15 protein-coding genes and 1 pseudogene are annotated in these 18,784 nt (G+C 41.6%); 11 read left to right on the top strand and 5 right to left on the bottom strand.

Annotation, left to right across the window (positions count from 1 at the left end; translation table 11 throughout):
• Positions 1-97: 97 nt before the first annotated feature.
• Together BM192_RS12840 and BM192_RS12835 are read right to left on the bottom strand one after the other, a co-directional pair.
• A complete protein-coding gene (locus BM192_RS12840) occupies positions 98-1,015 on the bottom strand; it encodes a helix-turn-helix domain-containing protein (RefSeq protein WP_234797561.1) in 918 nt (305 codons plus the stop codon).
• Positions 1,016-1,027: 12 nt separating this feature from the next.
• Entirely contained in the window at positions 1,028-1,939 is a 912-nt protein-coding gene (locus BM192_RS12835; RefSeq protein ID WP_037440981.1) for an oxidoreductase, read from the bottom strand.
• Positions 1,940-2,064: 125 nt separating this feature from the next.
• On the opposite strand from BM192_RS12835, the gene BM192_RS12830 reads away from it, so the two are divergent.
• The 4 genes and pseudogenes from BM192_RS12830 to BM192_RS12815 all read left to right on the top strand — a co-directional run bounded on the left by BM192_RS12830 (position 2,065) and on the right by BM192_RS12815 (position 6,361).
• Entirely contained in the window at positions 2,065-3,210 is a 1,146-nt protein-coding gene (locus BM192_RS12830; RefSeq protein ID WP_037440980.1) for a TlpA disulfide reductase family protein, read from the top strand.
• A 67-nt stretch (positions 3,211-3,277) separates the two neighbouring features.
• Positions 3,278-4,693, top strand: a complete 1,416-nt coding sequence (locus tag BM192_RS12825; RefSeq protein ID WP_037440979.1) for an aminotransferase-like domain-containing protein — start codon at positions 3,278-3,280, stop codon at positions 4,691-4,693.
• Between the two features lie 91 nt (positions 4,694-4,784).
• The gene (locus BM192_RS12820) at positions 4,785-5,672 is read left to right on the top strand and encodes an EamA family transporter (protein WP_037440978.1); all 888 of its coding nucleotides are present in this window, start codon (positions 4,785-4,787) and stop codon (positions 5,670-5,672) included.
• Positions 5,673-5,697: 25 nt separating this feature from the next.
• Positions 5,698-6,361 (top strand): annotated as a pseudogene (locus BM192_RS12815) (3-methyl-2-oxobutanoate hydroxymethyltransferase).
• Positions 6,362-6,619: 258 nt separating this feature from the next.
• Here BM192_RS12815 and BM192_RS12810 read toward each other — a convergent pair.
• The 3 genes from BM192_RS12810 to BM192_RS12800 all read right to left on the bottom strand — a co-directional run bounded on the left by BM192_RS12810 (position 6,620) and on the right by BM192_RS12800 (position 12,596).
• Positions 6,620-7,471: an endonuclease/exonuclease/phosphatase family protein gene (locus BM192_RS12810; RefSeq protein ID WP_037441059.1), complete on the bottom strand. Its 852-nt coding sequence runs from the start codon at positions 7,469-7,471 to the stop codon at positions 6,620-6,622.
• A gap of 12 nt (positions 7,472-7,483) precedes the next feature.
• The gene (locus BM192_RS12805) at positions 7,484-9,226 is read right to left on the bottom strand and encodes a RagB/SusD family nutrient uptake outer membrane protein (RefSeq protein ID WP_234797560.1); all 1,743 of its coding nucleotides are present in this window, start codon (positions 9,224-9,226) and stop codon (positions 7,484-7,486) included.
• Positions 9,227-9,287: 61 nt separating this feature from the next.
• Positions 9,288-12,596 (bottom strand): SusC/RagA family TonB-linked outer membrane protein, encoded by a 3,309-nt coding sequence (locus BM192_RS12800; RefSeq protein ID WP_037440976.1) that lies wholly within the window; start codon positions 12,594-12,596, stop codon positions 9,288-9,290.
• A gap of 221 nt (positions 12,597-12,817) precedes the next feature.
• Between BM192_RS12800 and pdxA the strand changes: the two genes are divergently transcribed.
• The 7 genes from pdxA to accC all read left to right on the top strand — a co-directional run bounded on the left by pdxA (position 12,818) and on the right by accC (position 18,716).
• A complete protein-coding gene (pdxA, locus tag BM192_RS12795; RefSeq protein WP_037440972.1) occupies positions 12,818-13,897 on the top strand; it encodes a 4-hydroxythreonine-4-phosphate dehydrogenase PdxA in 1,080 nt (359 codons plus the stop codon).
• A gap of 119 nt (positions 13,898-14,016) precedes the next feature.
• Positions 14,017-14,544 carry a YceD family protein gene (locus BM192_RS12790; RefSeq protein ID WP_074589800.1) on the top strand — a complete coding sequence of 176 codons (528 nt, stop codon included), beginning with the start codon at positions 14,017-14,019 and terminating at the stop codon, positions 14,542-14,544.
• Between the two features lie 18 nt (positions 14,545-14,562).
• The gene (rpmF, locus tag BM192_RS12785) at positions 14,563-14,754 is read left to right on the top strand and encodes a 50S ribosomal protein L32 (protein WP_073238280.1); all 192 of its coding nucleotides are present in this window, start codon (positions 14,563-14,565) and stop codon (positions 14,752-14,754) included.
• A gap of 100 nt (positions 14,755-14,854) precedes the next feature.
• The gene (plsX, locus tag BM192_RS12780; protein ID WP_037440969.1) at positions 14,855-15,793 is read left to right on the top strand and encodes a phosphate acyltransferase PlsX; all 939 of its coding nucleotides are present in this window, start codon (positions 14,855-14,857) and stop codon (positions 15,791-15,793) included.
• 13 nt (positions 15,794-15,806) lie between these two features.
• Positions 15,807-16,796, top strand: coding sequence for a beta-ketoacyl-ACP synthase III (locus BM192_RS12775; protein ID WP_037440965.1), 990 nt, complete (start codon positions 15,807-15,809; stop codon positions 16,794-16,796).
• Positions 16,797-16,865: 69 nt separating this feature from the next.
• Entirely contained in the window at positions 16,866-17,339 is a 474-nt protein-coding gene (gene accB, locus BM192_RS12770) for an acetyl-CoA carboxylase biotin carboxyl carrier protein (RefSeq protein ID WP_037440962.1), read from the top strand.
• A gap of 36 nt (positions 17,340-17,375) precedes the next feature.
• A complete protein-coding gene (accC, locus tag BM192_RS12765; RefSeq protein WP_037441045.1) occupies positions 17,376-18,716 on the top strand; it encodes an acetyl-CoA carboxylase biotin carboxylase subunit in 1,341 nt (446 codons plus the stop codon).
• Positions 18,717-18,784: the final 68 nt, after the last annotated feature.

Here is an 18,784-nt window from a genome sequence, read left to right as displayed (position 1 = left end):
TTCTCTCTCTCATTTTTCAGAAATTGATTCTTAACCAAAGAAGGAAAAACACTGTAGGGTGATTCGTTTTATTCCGCCAATGCAAGCGTCTTTTTTATCAGTTTAACGACTTTCTATAGGCTAATGGTGATATGTTTGTCTTGCTTTTGAAAAGTTTATTGAATGACTGCGGGTACCCAAAACCTAAGTTATAAGCGATTTCTGCAACGGTAAAATCTGTGTTTCCCAACTGTTCTTTAGCTTTTTCGATCAGCTTCTCGTGAATATGCTGCTGGATCCCATGACCAGTAAGTTGCTTCAAACAGTCACTCAAATACTTAGCAGATAGATTGAGCTGCGATGAAATAAATTCGGCAGAAGGCAATCTATTATTTTCTGAGTTTTGGAAATACGTATTAAGGATAGCTTCTACCTTGATCAGCAAAGTTTGATTAACAGGCTTACGGGAAATCATTTGTCTATTATAATACCTGGTACAATGTGTCAGTAATAATTCAATATTAGCGATGAGCACATCCTGACTAAAATTGTCGATGGGCAGACAGTACTCTTTTTCAATGCTCTTAAAAATTACATCAATCGTATTCTCTTCTTCTTTACTCATAATAAGGGCTTCATTCATTGTATATTCAAAGAAGCCATACGTTTTTATTTTTTGAGCCAGTGGATAAGAATTCAAAAAATCGGGGTGAATAGACAACAGCCAACCAGCTGAAGGAAACATATCTCCTGGTTCAATAATGCTAATTTGTTTCGGCGAGAAAAAGGACATCACCCCCTCATCAAAATCATAATTACTTTGTCCATACTTCAGCTTGCAAGGGCATTCCCTTTTTAAGACTATCTGATAGAAATAAGAGATCAATTTTGTCCTTTCCTGGATTTCCATTTGTGGAATATCAGCAAAACGATGTAAACTAATCAGTGGATGTACTGGCTTCTCAGCACGTAATAATTCATGCTGTTTTGCAATTGATTTTATCTCCAGTAAGAGTGTATCTTTTGACTTCATCATTCCACTATTCAATTACTTGAAATTATAAGATGTTTGTGTCATCTGCTCACTAAGTGTCCATAATTTTTGCCGGTCTTTGACTATTAAGGCCGGGCCCGGAACATGTGTTAGTTCGGGATAACCTCTCATTTCTTTCATTTTCAGGGGACCGTAAAATTCTCCACCCTTCACCGTCGGATCTGTGGCAGCCCGAAGTATCGGAAGCATCCCCATCTCAATACTTTGAGCAAAAAGACTGGTCATTATTTTGATCATCACACTCATACCATCCTGTATTCCTGATTTTGTGAATCCCGGATTGGCTATTAATGAAAGCACAGTGCTATTAGAGTTGATTAATCTTTCCTGTAATTCCAGGGCAAACATAATATTCGCCAATTTACTTTCCCCATAAGCCGTCATGCCATCAAAGTTGGTCTGATTCTGTAAATCGTCCCAGTTTATTACACTTTTATTGTTTTTAGGCACGAAGCTGGCTACGGTAACGATCCTGGAATCTTTTGTATTCTGGAGTAATATTAAGAGTTTAGACGTGAGTGCAAAATGTCCTAAATGGTTGGTACCGAAATGAGCTTCAAAACCCTGTTTGGTTTCCTGCCTTTCATTTGGCAAAGCTATACCTGCATTATTGATCAACACATCCAACCGTTCGTACTGGCTTAGAAAGGCTTTTGAGAATTCCTCTACTGAGGTCAGATCTGCAAGATCAAGTTGCATTAACTCAATTATAGCATGGGGATTTTCTTTTAAAATACCGGCTCTGGCTGCTTTTCCTTTTTCCAAATTCCGAACAGCCATAATAACGTTCCCGCCCTTTTGTGCCAGCGCTCTTGCGACTCCATACCCAGTCCCGCTATTTGCGCCGGTTATTAAAAATGTTTTCCCTTTCTGAGAAGGTATATTAGCAATGTTCCAATTTTTCATACTTAAATCTTATAGAGCTAAGGTCGTTAGTGCAAATAAAGTAAATGTATCTGAAAGACTGTTTGTTGTATCTAAATGTCATTCATGAAAAATTTATAGTAAATTGAATTAAAGTCATCTCTGCTATGAAAAATCTCTATCTGCATACCTTTCTCTGTTTCATTTGCCTAACTCCGCTGTTAGCTCAGGGACAATCTACAAGGTACACTATAGATGGACAAGTTGGTTCTCTGAAAGATGGAGATAAACTATACTTGGTTTACCAGCTGGACAATAAACAGATCACGGACTCTGCTTTAGTTGAAAAAGGTAATTTTCATTTTAGCGGCCCACTCGACAATCCCGTTTATGCAGCTATCTATCTGAATCAAAACCCCTATGTAGCGAAGGTGCCCAATGAAAAGCTAGACTATATGCGCCTTTGTATTGAAGCTTCGGCCATAAAGATTACAGACAATGATTCATTGAAGTATGCGGTGGTAAGCGGCTCAAAAACCGATTCACTAAACCGCGAGCTGCAAGTGGCACTAAAGCACAACAACGAACAGTGGAGTGACCTGCAAAACGAATTCGGAGCACTACCCAAGGATAAGCAAAAAGAAACCACTATTTATCAAAACTTCATCCGGCGTGAACAGCAATTACTAAAGGACTCCTATGAAGTTCATCTGGACTTTGCAAATGCGCACCCCAATGATTATCTAAGCGTAATTAGTGTGTCTCATATTGCAGCACAGCAAGGTATGACAGCGCGTGCAGCAGATGCCTATGCTCGTTTATCGCCGGGCTTAAAGCAGACCCCAATGGGCAAAACCATTGCGATCTTGCTAGCAGCACCAGAAAACACACAGATAGGTAAACCCGCGCCCGATTTTGAACAACCGGATTCAGAGGGAAGAAAGGTTAAACTTTCTGACTTTCGGAACCAATATGTGCTGCTAGACTTTTGGGCTAGCTGGTGTGGTCCCTGCCGTGAAGAAAACCCCAATTTAGTGAGAGCTTATAACCAATTGAAAAACCAAGGCTTCACAATCTTAGGTATTTCCCTTGATGGTCCCGGTAAGCGTGCTGCCTGGATAAAGGCAATCGATGATGACCATCTTACCTGGACGCAGGTATCGGATATGAAAGGCTGGGAGAATGCTGCAGCGCAACTATACGGCGTTCGTAGTATTCCTACTAATTTTCTGATTGGCCCGGATGGAAAAATCATTGGCAAAAACCTGCGCGGCGAGGCCTTGCTGGAAGAGCTGGGAAAAGTACTGAAATAGGAAAGCTGCCATCTCCAAACTGCTACAGGTGTGTTTTTTCATATCTTTACGGTTACAGCATGTTAAAATGGCCAAAGAAATCTTATATCTAAAGATTGCGAATACACTAGAAGAGCAAATCTTATCCGGTACTTTAAGGATGGGAGATAAACTGCCTTCAATACGTTCGGTACAAAAGATTTATAAGGTTAGCATAAATACTGTCATCCAGGCATTTTTATTTTTAGAGAGTAAATCTTTAATAGAATCCCGCCCCAGATCTGGCTTCTATGTTAGTAAGACCTCAAATAGAAAATTTGCCCTTCCATCTGCCAGTAAGCCTAAGGTAGCGGAAGGCACAAATAATCCAGAAAACCTGATTGTAAGGGTATTTGAAATTCTAAAAGATAAGGATATCAGGCAATTTTCACTCGGCATACCCGATAATGCACTCCTGCCTATTGCCAAGCTCAATAAAGGTTTAGTCAAAGTGATAAATGGTATCGAGGCAAGCGGCACTGCCTTCGAGCCCGCACAAGGTAGCCTTAACCTGAGAAGAAATATTGCAAAATGGTCTTTAGTCATGAATGGCAAGTTAACTGAGGACGATATAGTAACGACCGTTGGAACCACCAATGCGATCTTCCATTGCCTGATGGCAGTAACCAAGCCTGGAGATACCATCGCAACGGAAAGTCCGGTTTATTTCGGAATTCTGCAGCTGGCAAAGTCTATGGGGCTAAATGTAATTGAACTGCCCACCCACCCTGTTACCGGAATAGATATCAGTGCGTTGAAGAAAGTCCTGCATAATATTAGTGCCTGCTGCTTCACCACCAATTTCAGTAATCCGATGGGGAGCTTAATGCCCGATGAAAACAAAAAGGAGTTAGTCGAGCTATTGACACTGCATAATATTCCATTGATTGAAGATGATCTTTTTGGAAATTTGTTTTTTGGAGGATCCCGGCCAAAACCCTGTAAGCTATTTGATTCGGAAGGAATTGTAATGTGGTGCGGGGGAGTGTCCAAAACTCTTGCCCCGGGATATCGTGTTGGATGGGTGGCACCTGGCAAATTCAAGGATAAAGTAATCCGGCAGAAACTGGTACAGACCGTTGCTCTGCCCTCTCTCTATCAAGAGGTTATTGCAGATTTCATGGAATATGGACGGTATGACCACCATCTGCGTGGCTTTCGCCAAACTCTGCATACCAACTGCCTGAAATTTCAACGGGCGATAGAAGAATATTTTCCAGAAAACACCAGAATTTCCCAACCTCAGGGTGGTTTATTCTTATGGCTGGAACTTGGCAAGAGTATAGATACATCTGAGCTTTATGATGTTGCCTTAAAACAAAAATTAAGTTTTGCGCCGGGTAATATGTTCTCTCAGTATAATCAGTTCAAAAACTGTATGAGACTGAATTTCGCATTACAATGGGACGATAAGATTGAATATGACCTGATGCGTCTGGGTAAAATTGTTAAGCAGGCTCTATAAATCTGTACCCCAATTAATATAAACAACTGTATCTGTTTCTTCTTGCCTTAACGTGATAGTTTTGACCAATTCATAATAAAACACGATTAACTTGAAGCCGAAACATCTTTTGCTCGCTATCCTCACTGTTGTTATCTGGGGTTTAAACTTTATTGCTATACATTCTGGTTTAAAAGTTCTTCCGCCTTTCCTGCTTTGTGCAATCCGCTTTGGGCTGGCTGCACTCCCATGGGTGTTTTTTATTCCAAAACCGAAAGCGAAGCTTAAACTCATTCTCGGTTATGGAATATTTACATTTGCCGTTCAATTTGGGCTGCTTTTCACTGGTATTCACCTTGGCCTGTCACCCGGTCTTTCCTCATTGGTTATACAGGTTCAGGTTTTCTTTTCCATGGGGCTGGCCGCACTTCTCTTTAAGGACCGGCCGAGCAACTGGAAGATTATCGGGGCATTGATTTCCTTTGTCGGCGTAGGACTCGTTGCCACTCAGGTTGGCGGAGGCTCTACTCTGATCGGTCTTATACTCACACTGCTCTCTGCATTGTCCTGGGCGGTGGGAAATATGTTCACTAAAAAAGTCGCTGCAGAATCACCTCTTGCCCTTGTGGTTTGGGGGAATTTAGTGGCCTTTCCTATAATGATGGGGATATCCCTGTTCGCAGAAGGACCTGCTTTAATTTACTCCTCTTATCAGGAAATATCTCTCGAAACAATTCTTGCCATTATTTATACGGTGTACCTTTCGACCTTAGTAGGTTATGGCGCCTGGGGGTTTCTATTGAACAATTATTCTACGGGAGTAATCGTACCCTTCACGTTGCTTGTCCCTGTTGTGGGTCTGCTAAGCTCTGTATTTTTTCTTGGGGAGGCGCTGCCGTCATGGAAGCTTTGGGCTTGCCTTTTTATTATCCTTGGACTATTGTTCAACTTACTTGAAAAGCAGATTCGCGGAGTGCTTTTAAAAGCATCGCATTCCTGAAAATATCTTATTTAATTAAAACATCATGTCTCAACATAAAGAAATTAAAAGAATCACCACCAATACCCTGCAGAAGATGAAGGATGATGGTGAGAAGATCGCCATGCTGACTGCTTATGATTACTCCATGGCGACTGTGCTTGATGATGCAGGTCTGGATGTACTGCTAGTCGGTGATTCCGCGTCGAATGTGATGGCTGGTCATGAAACTACGCTTCCTATAACGCTGGATCAAATGATTTATCATGCTCAAAGCGTTGTGAGAGCGGCAAAAAGATCGCTGGTCCTGGTTGATCTGCCCTTCGGAACTTACCAGGGAAATTCCAGGGAAGCCCTAAACTCAGCCATTCGGATAATGAAGGAATCTGGCGCACATGGACTTAAACTGGAAGGAGGAGCAGAAATCATGGAATCTGTAAATCGGATTCTCTGCGCTGGTATTCCTGTAATGGGCCATCTGGGTCTGACGCCGCAGTCAATCTAAAATACCGACCATTGGAATAGGTGCAGGTAATGGATGTGATGGCCAAGTTTTAGTGGTCAACGATATGATAGGATTAACAAAGGGATTCAGACCGAGGTTTTTAAGACAATACTTAAATCTGTATGAAGAAATTCGCCTGGCAGGAGAAAGCTACGTTTCCGACGTTAAATCAAAAGCATTTCCGAACAACAGCGAACAATATTAGCTTTCAAAAAGAGACAAAACTCCGATTAAGCCTTCATGCAAATATCCTTTACACGAGGGACTCTTCATGTAAAAAAAGTAAGATTATCTTTATATGAAGAGTCTGTCATGTAAAGAGATTGCTCTTCTAATAAGTGGTGGCGTATGCGTGGTGAGAATTTAACCTCTGTAGGACGAAAAAACCCCTCCGTATAAAGGATTTACAACAGAAAATCCTTTATACGGAGGGGTAATTACAGGCTTATTATTGCAGAATTTGCTATTTTAAAACAACCTCTGCCAAAATAGGGAAGTGATCTGAAGGGAATTTACCAAAATAGGTATCTGTTAAAATCCCCCATTTTTTAGCGGTAAAATGCCGGGTAGAAAAAATATGATCAATTACCGCATTACCTTTCGGAGTTTTAAAACCATTCGCGGATGAATTATTGGCATAGGGATGACTAACGTGTTCATAAACGTCACTGATCACCCCGGAAGTCGCCAATGCTTTATACCATTCAGTATCACGGCTTCCGTTAAAGTCGCCAGTAAGTATAGCTGGCATATCGCCTGCAATTTCCTTAATCTTCTGTAACATTAACTTGCTGCTTTCCTGTCTTGCAATTACCGCCTGATGATCAAAATGAACATTAAAAGCATAAAACTTTTTCTTGCTCTGTTTATCCTCCAGAAAGACCCACGAGCAGATCCGGTTACAACAGGTCACATCCCAGCCTTTACCTGGTTTATCTGGAGTTTCCGACAACCAGAAGTCCCCACTTTTAATCAGCTTGAACCGGTCCTTCTTAAAATAGATGGCAGAGTGTTCCCCGCCATCTTTTCCGTCATCACGCCCCTTACCATAACGTTCATATTCCGGTAAAGCGGCAGATAGGTCTGCAACCTGGTTTTTAAGTGCCTCCTGAACACCCAGCACATCGAAATCATGAAAACGGATCAGATCAGACACAACAGGTGCCCTGTCCTTCCAGAGATTTCCACTGTCTGCGGGATTATCAAAGCGGATGTTAAAAGACCCAATTGTAAGGTTCTGCGCTTTTAGTGCAAAGTTTGTACTAAGCAGTAGTGCTGCAGCGAGCACCGTTTTTTTATAGAAATTATTTCTCATTTTCATATCGGTTTATTGCCAGCCCGGATTTTGTTTCAGGTTAGGGTTACGCTGTAAATCATTCAGAGGAATAGGATAATAATAGTTCCGCTCATCCCATTTTCTAGGTATTTCATTCATCCAGGTCAATTCACCGGACCGCCCGTTTTTTAACAGTTGGGAATTGATTGCATTACCGTTTGTTGCGGAAACGTCCACATAAGTCACACCGGCAACTGCAGGATTAGGACGTGTACCCTGATAGAACGCAACGTCCAGAATACCATCTTCATTCAAGTCCATCGGTGTATTAAGTTCGGGCACATAGAAGCCATTCCACTCCTGCTCCATTAAAGCGCCTCTTTTCCACCTTAGAATATCTGGAAAACGGAATCCTTCCAGACTTAATTCTATTCCTCTTTCTCTTCTGATTTCAAGTATAGAGGCATCTGCTATTCCGGGAAAGTAATTTGTCATTAAATAAGGGTCTGGAACCATTGGCTTCGCGGAAAGTCCTCCAGTAATTCCGGCTCTTGATCTTAATGCACCGACCGTCAATGCCCAGTCAGCATTGGTCAGCGTACCTAGCTCAGCTTTTGCTTCGGCATAGTTAAGCAGCACTTCCGCATAGCGAAACAATGCTATTGCATTTGTATTTAAAGATCCGGCATCAAAATTAATATCATCCAGCGTCCATTTGATTGGCTGATAGCCCGTAAACGTATAAGAAAATAATGGAGGTGCAGGAACCTGCTTACCACTGCTGATCCGCTTATAGTCACCAAGGCGTATCGTTTGTTTCAAACGCAAATCGCGGTGTTTCACTTCGTCTTTAAATACCATGGTACGGTAGGCCGGGTCATTTGTGAAAGGAGTACCATCAAGTTTAAGATAGGTATTTATAAATGTACGGGTGAAACTTGCTTTAGCACCATAAGTACCACTAGTCCACCACCAGTTAGCATCATGCAGAATACCCAAATTTAGATCTGACACTGCCGCCTGTAATACTTCACCGGCAACGGGTGTGTTACTGGTAAATACCTGACGGTAGGACGCATCTGGTCCGCCCGCTGTATTTAAAGAGTAACCTCCGTTTTTAATAACATTATCTGCTGCGGATGCTGCCTCTTCGAGCCACTTATTTGCAGTGCCTGTTAAGTTTAGCTCCGTGTGATACTTTCTATAAGTTCCTTCGAATAAACACAACCTGGACTTATAGGCATTTGCTACCCACTTGGTCACCATCGTCCTGCTGGGATCATTAGTGGCCAGGATATTTTCGCAGGCAAAATTGATATCTGCAAGCACAGAATCCATAACCAGTTCCCTCTTGTCGCGACCTGCATTTAATGACGGATCGTCTATATCCATTGCTTTGCCAATCCAGGGTACATCTCCAAATCGCTTCACTTTTTCCATATAAAAATAGGCGCGGAAATAGCGTGCAATACCGATATAGTTATTACGGACGGCCGCAGGGACAGCGGGATCATTACAATTTTCAATAAAGTAATTGATGTTTCTTAAATCTGTCCATTTCCAGCCATCGCTATTATTTGCACCGAATCCACCGGGACGGATAAAATCCTGAACCGATCTGACTGCCAGGTAATCTGACATAGCATCACCGGTAGTAGACCTTTTGGGTAGAAATTCCATGTTATAAAAGGAATTGGTATATAATTTAAGCCCATTTTCCGTACCGAAAACGGCATTTTTGGTAGCGGTTGATTCAGGTTGCTGATCTAGCTTTTTACATGCTGTAAAACTCATGCATCCTAATAGGAACCATATATAATATCTTTTCATCTTAATCTTTGTCTTTAGTATTTTCTTAAATTCCAATATTCAAACCGAATGAAACTGCTTTCATTAGGGGATAATTGTACCCGTCGCCGTTTTTGCTGTCTTTATTAAGATCCTGGTCTGAAGGAACAGCATTCTCCACGTCAATGGTATTTTTTACGACTTTATACATTGGTGAGTAAGTGAACAGGTTTTCTCCTGAAAGAAAAACTTTGGCAGAACGGACGCCAATTTTGTTTATCCATTTCCCAGGTAAGGTATACCCAACCTGAATATTCTTCATACGCAGATAAGCTACATTCTGCAGGTAACGTGTCTGCGCTACTCCAAGTGTCCGGTTTGTATTGCTTGATGCAGCCCTGGACATAGTTCTTGGAAAATAAGCATCGGTATTTTCAGGTGTCCACATATTACCTACATGGAATGTCGGGATGTTGTTATATGGCCTGTTGTACTGTCCCCAGAACATTTCAGTCTCTGTACTTGGATACCATTGCTGCTTAGCTATACCCTGAAAGAAAACGGAAAAAGAGAAATTGTGGTAGTTAGCCCCAAGATTGATCCCGTACATATATCTCGGAGCGGAATTTCCAATTATTTTTCTGTCACCGGAATTACCAACTTTGTTTTCGCCAACATTGATAAAACCGTCACCATTGAGGTCTTTGAGTTTAATATCTCCAGGAAACCATTTTCCGGTTGGCGAAGCTCTCATCTGCGGATCTTGCTTGGCATGTGAAGCGATATCGGCCTCATCAATAAAAAAGCCTTCCGTTTCATAACCCCAGATCTCACCCAGCGTTTGACCTTCATAATAATCACTTAACAATTTGTCAGGATTATTGTACTTGTCAATCTTACTCTTGTTATCAGATAAAGTTAATCTTACGTTATAACTGAAAGGTTTATCACCATTTCCGATCCTGTCGTTCCATCCAAGAGAAAGTTCCCAGCCTTTAGTGGTCAGGTTCGCATAATTACCCTTTGGAACATCTGCACCGAAAACTGCCGGAGGAGTTAAACCAACCGTAAACATATCTTTGGTTTTACGGGTATACATATCGCCTGTAAATGTTAACCGTCCGCCGAGCATGGTCAGATCAAGTCCGAAATTGCTGGTTGTAGAGGTCTCCCAGGTTAGTCCGTTAGGCAACACTGCAGGTGACTGCGTAGTCTGTGGTCTTGTACCATTTAAGATCATATCAGATTGTTTGATATTGAAAGTTTCCTGAAAGGCATAGGATGCAATGTTACCATTACCCAGCGAACCGTAGGATGCTCTCAACTTTAAATCAGATACAAGCTGGTCCGATACATTCCAGAAAGGCTCTTTATTGATTCTCCAACCCCCTGAAACCGATGGAAAAAATCCGTAACGCTGATTAGATGGGAATTTCGAAGACCCGTCATACCTGGCATTTACCTCTATCAGGTAACGATCTTTGAAGGAATAGTTCAATCTTGAAAATCCACCCAAAATTGCCCATTGCTCATAGCCGCCGCCAGTGGTGATAGATTGTCCAAGTGCAAGGTTTAAATCCGTTGCATCTTCAAAAATAAGTCCATTTCTTTGTACCGATACACGGTTATAAGTAGACTCTTCATAATTATAACCTGCCATTGCCTTCAGGTAATGGTCTGCACCAAACCTGTTTTCATACTCCGCATAAATATTGGTAGCCAGATACTTGGTTTCCTGCATATCGAAAAGCAAATCATTTGTCGCTGTTCCAACAAAAGAGGTTAAACCACGTGTGCTGCTATAAGGAACCTGAACTCTTTTTTGCTCTTTATCGTTATTCGTATTACGGAAAGTAAAATCTGCATTGACACGGAATTTATTATTGAAGAAATTACTCCTCAAGCTGGTAATATTTCTAAACACCTCCCGTTTCGTATCAATTCCGTTCTTCCCGTATATGAAATCTCCGATAGTATAAGCAGAGGCAAACGTTAGTGTACCGTCGGGATTAAATAAAGGAACTGTAGGTTTACCCTCGTCAGCGATGTTTCGCCAGATTCCTCCGCCTTCACCGACGTTGATCGGATTATGATACTTCATGATGGAATAATCTGCGTTGTTTTCTATACTCAACCAGGGAAATACCTGAACAGATCCGCGGGCACGAATATTTTTCATATCATAATCATCGCTGTTATACTTAAATAACCCTTCCTGCTTTAACATACGACCGGAAACCAGAAATGAAGCCTTATCGCTGCCACCGCTTACCGATAAGTTATTCTCAAGCGATGCCGTATTCTTTTTATACAATTCTGCATAGTAGTCAGTACTGCCATAATAAGTATACTCACCAGTAATCGGGTCTACTTCCACCTGGTTATAAGGCTGTCCGGATTCTGATCTTCTCTTAAATTCGTCCAGATATGCTTGTGAAAACTTCTGCGTCTTATTGGCATTCTGAGGAAAAGCTCCATCTCCGTTTATAAAAGCTTCGGCAAACATTTTCGACCAGGTATAACCGTCCGTTACATAGTCAGGAACCTGTAAAGGGCTTTTGATAGCGTAATTGGAAGAGTAACTAATGTTGGTACGTCCTTTAACTGCTTTCTTGGTTGTAATTAATACTACACCGAAAACTCCTCGCGCCCCGTAAATTGCAGCAGAGGCCGCATCTTTCAGGATTGAGACACTTTCGACGTCATTGGGGTTAAGTAAACTTGGATCACCTTCGAAACCATCTATAAGGACGAGTGCGCTACCACCCTGGCCGATTGAAGTTGTACCCCGGATATTATAACTTGGAGATTGAGTAGGTTTACCATCCATCATCTTAAGATTAAGATTGGGAAGCAAACCCTGCAGACCCTGGGTGAGGTTAGTAATTGGCCTGTTCTCTATATTCTTCGCCGTGATCTGATCTACCGCACCAGTTGAATTTTCCCGCTTCTGCGTTCCATAACCTACAACCAGTACTTCATTCAGCGATCCAGCCTCGCCTTTTAATACCACATTCAATGGTGTTGTTTCGCCTTCCCTGACCACAGTTCGCTCGTAATTCACCGTCGCATAGGAAATAAAACTAACGACAATATCGTACGTCCCTGCTGGTACAGTAATACTAAAGGAACCGTCGGGACTGCTTTGCACCGCCTTGTTTAATTGTTTAATGTGCACACTTGCCCCGGGCAGTGGTTCGCCTTTCTCATCAACGACCTTTCCACTGACTGTTCCGGATCCCTGCTTTGTTATTAAATAGGAAAGCCCCGGCGGATTCTCAGCTGCCATGGCAGGCACGGATACCGAGCTTACCAATAAGCATGCTGCAACGGCATACATTACATTTCTCTGTTTAAAGAGTAAAGGTTTTTTCATTTTCGCGTTCTTTAAAATATTTGCACTAAATAGTTTTAGCACACCTCAATCATAAATATTCCGCAAAACTACAGGCCCATTGTAAACCTGATGTTAACCTATTATAACCTCTAGACTCCGGATCAATAACATTTCCTGGAATGTTTAAAATCTCCACGCTTTGCAAAAACCACCGATCCTGTAATTTTTTCCGTATTTTGCGGACAAATTTCGATTTGAGCATGAGCAATAAGATTAAAATAGGTATTAGTATCGGTGATGTAAATGGTATAGGTCTGGAGGTCATTTTGAAGACTTTAGCGCATCAGAGCGTTTTAGACTTCTGTACAGTGATCGTTTACGGGCATACCAAAGTGGCTTCCTATCACAGGAAAGCGCTGGGCCTGGGAGATTTTAATTTCCAGGTAATCACTGACGCTGCATCGGCCAATCCCAAAAAAGCAAATATGATTAACTGCTGGGAAGAAGATGTGAAGATTGAGCTGGGCGCTTCTACTGAAACAGGCGGTAAATATGCCCTGCTTTCTTTGGAAAAAGCGACAGAAGATCTGGTAAGTGGTGCTATCGATGCACTGGTTACTGCACCGATCAATAAACATAATATTCAGTCTGAGAATTTTCAATTTGCCGGACATACGGAATATCTTCAGGAGCGTTGCGGCGCTAAAGACGTACTCATGTTCCTTGTTAGTGAAGAAATTCGGGTGGGTGTAGTCACCGGTCATATCCCGGTCGCACAGATTCCTGAAAAAATTACTAAAGAGGCTATTGTACAGAAGCTGCTTTTAATTAACCAGAGTCTGAAGAAGGATTTCTGGATCGAGAAGCCTAAAATTGCTGTCCTGGGATTGAATCCTCATGCAGGAGATAATGGTTTACTGGGTAAAGAGGAGCAGGAAACTATTATGCCGGCTATACAGACTGCTTTTGATAGTGGCGTAATCTGTTTTGGTCCTTATCCTGCAGATGGATTCTTCGGTAGTGGTACGTACAAGAAATTTGATGCTGTGCTGGCTATGTATCACGATCAGGGACTTATTCCTTTTAAGACCATTTCGTTTGGCCACGGCGTGAATTATACAGCAGGTATGAAGTTTGTAAGGACTTCTCCTGACCATGGCACAGGCTACGACATTGCTGGTAAGAACCTTGCAGATCCTTCTTCTTTCGTAGAAGCTATTTTTGCAGCAGTAGATATCGTGAGAAAACGCAGAGAACAGGAAGCGTTACTGAGTAATCAGCTTAGAACCGGCGGTAAAGTCATTGAAACAGCTTCCGACGTGAAGGATGATGCGAATTAGTTAGCGCTAAACGATTGACCTGATAAATCTTAATCAAGTTGGCCGGGCAATAATATTTGCAAAACATTTTATAAATGTCAAAATAATTCATACATTTGCGGGCTAAAATTTTGTTACAATTGAAACCTTTAAAGCAATTTTCAATTCCGTTTACAGGCTTAAAAATTGGCACACATCAATTTGATTTTGAGATTGATAACAGCTTTTTTGATGCTTTTGAATACTCGCTCGTTAAAAGCGGGGATCTTAAAGTAGATGTAGAACTGGATAAGCAGGAAACCATGCTAATTTTAAAAATCCGCGTAAGGGGAACAATAAAATTAGATTGTGACAAGTGTTTAGCTGAATTTGATTACCCTGTTGATGTAAGGGAAAGACAAATAGTCAAATTCGCTGAAGATGAGCTGGAAAGTGATGATCTGGAGATCATCGTCCTGAATAAAAAAGAAAGCAGCCTTGATATCGCTGAGATACTCTATGAGTTTATCAATGTATCAGTGCCTTATATTAAATTGTGCGAGCAGGCTGGTGCCACGTGTGACCAGGAAATGATAGCAAGACTGGAAAGTTTAGCTAACCCCGCTCAGCAGGAAGAAACAGATAACGATGCGGACCCGAGATGGGAAGCATTAAAAAAATTAAAATAATACTTAAATAAATCAGCAATGGCACATCCAAAACGCAAGATCTCTAAAAGCAGAAGAGATAAAAGAAGAACACACTATAAAGCGGTAGCTCCTTCTTTAGCTACTTGTCAGACAACCGGTGCAATCCATGTTCCACACCACGCATACAACGTTGACGGTAATTTATACTACAACGGTAAACTAGTTATTGAAAACACCTCAATAGGGTAATTTTCCTGAGAAATTGTTTGTGTTTTCAGCCGGTATAGGTTTATCTTAGGCGCTTGAAAAAAAAGGCAATAATGCTTTACTCACAAACTGATTTTTTACTATGAGAATAGGTCTCGATATAATGGGCGGAGACTATGCTCCCAAAGCAAATGTTTTGGGAGCAATAGCTGCTCATGAATTCTTATTGCCGAATGAACGACTCGTTCTCATTGGCGATACACAGCAGATTAAGCCGTTAATCGCTGAACAGGGTTTCAATCCCGATCACTTTGAATTCATACATACTGATGAAGTTGTAGGAATGGGTGAACATCCTACCAAAGCCATTACCCAAAAACCAAATTCCAGTATAGCTGTCGGTTTTTCCATGCTCAAAAAAGGCGAATTAGACGCTTTTGTCGGTGCAGGAAACTCTGGTGCAATGATGGTTGGTGCTGTCTTCAGTGTGAAGACAGTTCCCGGCATTATCAGGCCCTGCCTTTGCACAATCGTACCTAAGCTGGACGGCGGTCGCGGCTTAATGCTTGACGTAGGTGCCAATGCTGACTGTAAACCGGATACTTTACTGCAATTCGGTGTACTGGGCAGCCTGTACGCAGAAAATGTAATGCAGATCGATAATCCGAAGGTCGGACTAATTAATATTGGTGAAGAAGATGAAAAAGGAAATATGCTGAGTCTGGCTACTTTCCCATTAATGAAAGAATGCAATCTCTTTAATTTTGTTGGAAACATTGAAGGACGTGATCTGTTCAATCAAAAAGCCGATGTAATTGTCTGTGACGGGTTTACAGGTAATATTATGTTAAAGCTTGCAGAGTCATTTTATATCATGACCATCAAAAAAGGATTGAAAGACGAGTTCTTTGACAGGTTTAACTACGAGAATTATGGCGGAAGCCCTGTTCTTGGTGTAAATGCACCTGTAATTATTGGTCATGGTATCTCTACCCCTACTGCCGTAAAAAATATGGTATTCCAGGCGAGAGACATGATAACTACAGGTCTGGTAGATAAAATACAGGCCGCATTTAAATAAAATTAATCGAAAAATGAATAAGATTCACGCTGCAATTACTGCGGTTCAAGGTTACGTTCCTGAATATGTCCTTTCTAATCAAGAGTTAGAAACAATAGTAGACACAACAGATGAATGGATAACTTCTCGAACGGGTATTAAAGAGCGAAGAATATTAAAAGAGGAAGGCGCAGGCACTTCTGATATGGCTGTACATGCTGTAAACGGCCTGTTGAAAAAAAGAGGAATTACCGCAGAAGAAATTGATCTTATTATTTTCTGTACAACTACACCCGACCATCCTTTCCCGGCGACAGCCAACATCCTGGCCAACAAAATTGGTGCAGTGAATGCATGGGGTTTCGATCTTCAGGCTGCCTGTTCGGGTTTCATTTTCGGATTAACTACGGGTTCGCAGTTCATTGAGTCCGGCAAGCATCAGAAAGTATTGGTTGTGGGCGGCGATAAAATGTCTTCCATCGTTGATTATACCGACCGTGCTACCTGCATTATTTTTGGAGATGGCTGTGGTGCGGTATTACTGGAGCCTAATACAGAAGGTAATGGTATAATGGACGCTGTATTAAAAACTGATGGTTCCGGAGAACAGTTCCTACATCAGAAGGCTGGCGGTTCGGTTAAACCGGCTTCCCATGAAACTGTCGATCAGCGTGAGCATTTTGTCTACCAGGAAGGTAAAACCGTATTTAAATTTGCGGTAACCAATATGGCAGATGTAGCTGCGGAAATCATGGAAAGAAATAATCTGACTTCTGATGATGTAAAATGGCTTGTCCCTCACCAGGCTAACAAAAGAATTATTGATGCCACTGCTGCCAGAATGGGCGTGGGTTCAGAAAAAGTAATGATTAATATTGAGCGTTACGGTAATACAACCAACGGTACTATTCCTCTTTGTTTATGGGAATGGGAAAGTCAGTTGAAAAAAGGAGACAACATTGTTCTCGCTGCTTTCGGCGGTGGCTTCACCTGGGGTTCGGTTTACCTGAAGTGGGCTTATTAAAATACATAATAAAAACATTAACTTAGTGTCCTTAAAAAGACAGTAATCTTTTCAACAAAACACCAAAAAATGGATATCAAGCAAATTCAGGAACTCATTAAATTTGTTTCTCGTTCGGGCGTAAATGAAGTGGCAATTGAGCAGAAAGAGTTCAAAATCACTATCAAAACGAACCAGACACCGACCGTGATCAATACGACTGTACCTGTACAGACAGCACCTCAGGTTCTGCCTGCTGCACCGGTAGCACCACAGGCTACAGCTCCGGCTGCACCTGCACCGGCAGCTGATGACAGTTCCAAATATATCACAGTTAAATCTCCGATGATCGGTACTTTTTACCGCTCTTCAAGCCCTGATAAACCATCATTCGCAAATGTAGGTGATGAAATTACTTCAGGAAAAGTGATCTGTATTATTGAGGCCATGAAATTATTCAACGAGATTGAAAGTGAAGTTTCAGGCCGGATCGTTAAAGTTCTGGTAGAAAACGCTACTCCGGTAGAATATGATCAACCTTTATTTTTAGTAGAACCAATGTAATACTTGCCCCAGGCAGATTCACATTTTATCAAAGATATGTTTAAAAAAATATTAATTGCCAACAGGGGCGAGATTGCATTGCGCATTATTCGTACCTGTAAAGAAATGGGCATTAAAACTGTCGCGGTTTACTCTACAGCAGACCGGGAAAGTTTACACGTTCGTTTCGCGGATGAAGCTGTCTGCATCGGGCCTCCCCCGAGTAAAGACTCTTACCTGAGTATTCCTAATATTATTTCAGCAGCAGAATTAACTAATGCTGATGCAATACATCCGGGTTATGGATTTTTGTCTGAAAATGCAAAATTCTCTTCTGTTTGCAGAGATTACGGAATCAAATTTATTGGTGCTACTCCTGAGCAGATTAACTCAATGGGTGACAAAGCGTCGGCTAAGGAAACCATGAAAAAAGCTGGTGTTCCAACCATCCCAGGATCGCAAGGTCTGTTGCAAAGCGTAAAAGAAGGTATCGTTCTGGCCAATGAAATTGGTTATCCGGTAATTTTGAAAGCTACTGCCGGTGGCGGTGGCCGTGGTATGCGTGTGGTTTGGAAAGATGAAGATTTTGAGAACGCATGGGACAGCGCAAGACAGGAATCAGGTGCCGCTTTCGGAAACGATGGTTTATACCTGGAAAAATATATTGAAGATCCCCGTCATATTGAGATCCAGATTATTGGTGACCAATATGGTAAAGCATGCCATTTATCTGAACGTGACTGCTCTATTCAGCGTCGCCACCAGAAACTGGTAGAGGAAGCTCCTTCTCCGTTTATGACTCCTGAATTAAGGGAACGTATGGGCGAAGCTGCGATCAAAGGTGCTACTGCCGTTCAGTACGAAGGTGCAGGTACAATTGAATTCCTTGTAGATAAACACCGCAACTTCTATTTTATGGAGATGAACACCCGTATTCAGGTGGAGCACCCCGTTACAGAAGAGGTTATTAACTACGATTTGATCAAAGAACAGATTAAAGTAGCAAGCGGTATACCGATCTCAGGTAAAAACTACCTGCCGCATATGCATGCTATTGAATGCCGTATTAATGCAGAAGATCCGTTCAACAACTTCAGACCTTGTCCCGGAAAGATCACTAATTTCCATTCTCCGGGTGGTCATGGTGTACGTGTAGATACACATGTGTATGCAGGCTACCAGATTCCTTCAAACTACGATTCCATGATTGCCAAACTAATCTGTGTTGCACAGACGCGTGAAGAAGCAATCAGCACAATGGAGCGTGCTTTAAGTGAATTTGTAATTGAAGGTGTAAAAACGACTATTCCATTCCATTTGCAACTAATGAAAGACCCGAATTTCAGAGCTGGTAATTTTACCACGAAATTCATGGAAACTTTTGTTTTTTCTGAATAGAACAATCTAATTCTTATATTTAAAACCGAAATACCATTCTATTTAATTAGAATGGTATTTTTGTTTAT

It is taken from the genome of Pedobacter antarcticus (assembly GCF_900112985.1).
GTDB lineage: Bacteria > Bacteroidota > Bacteroidia > Sphingobacteriales > Sphingobacteriaceae > Pedobacter > Pedobacter antarcticus.
The sequence above is the reverse complement of the archived record's forward strand: the minus strand, read 5'-3'. Positions and strand labels throughout refer to the sequence as shown.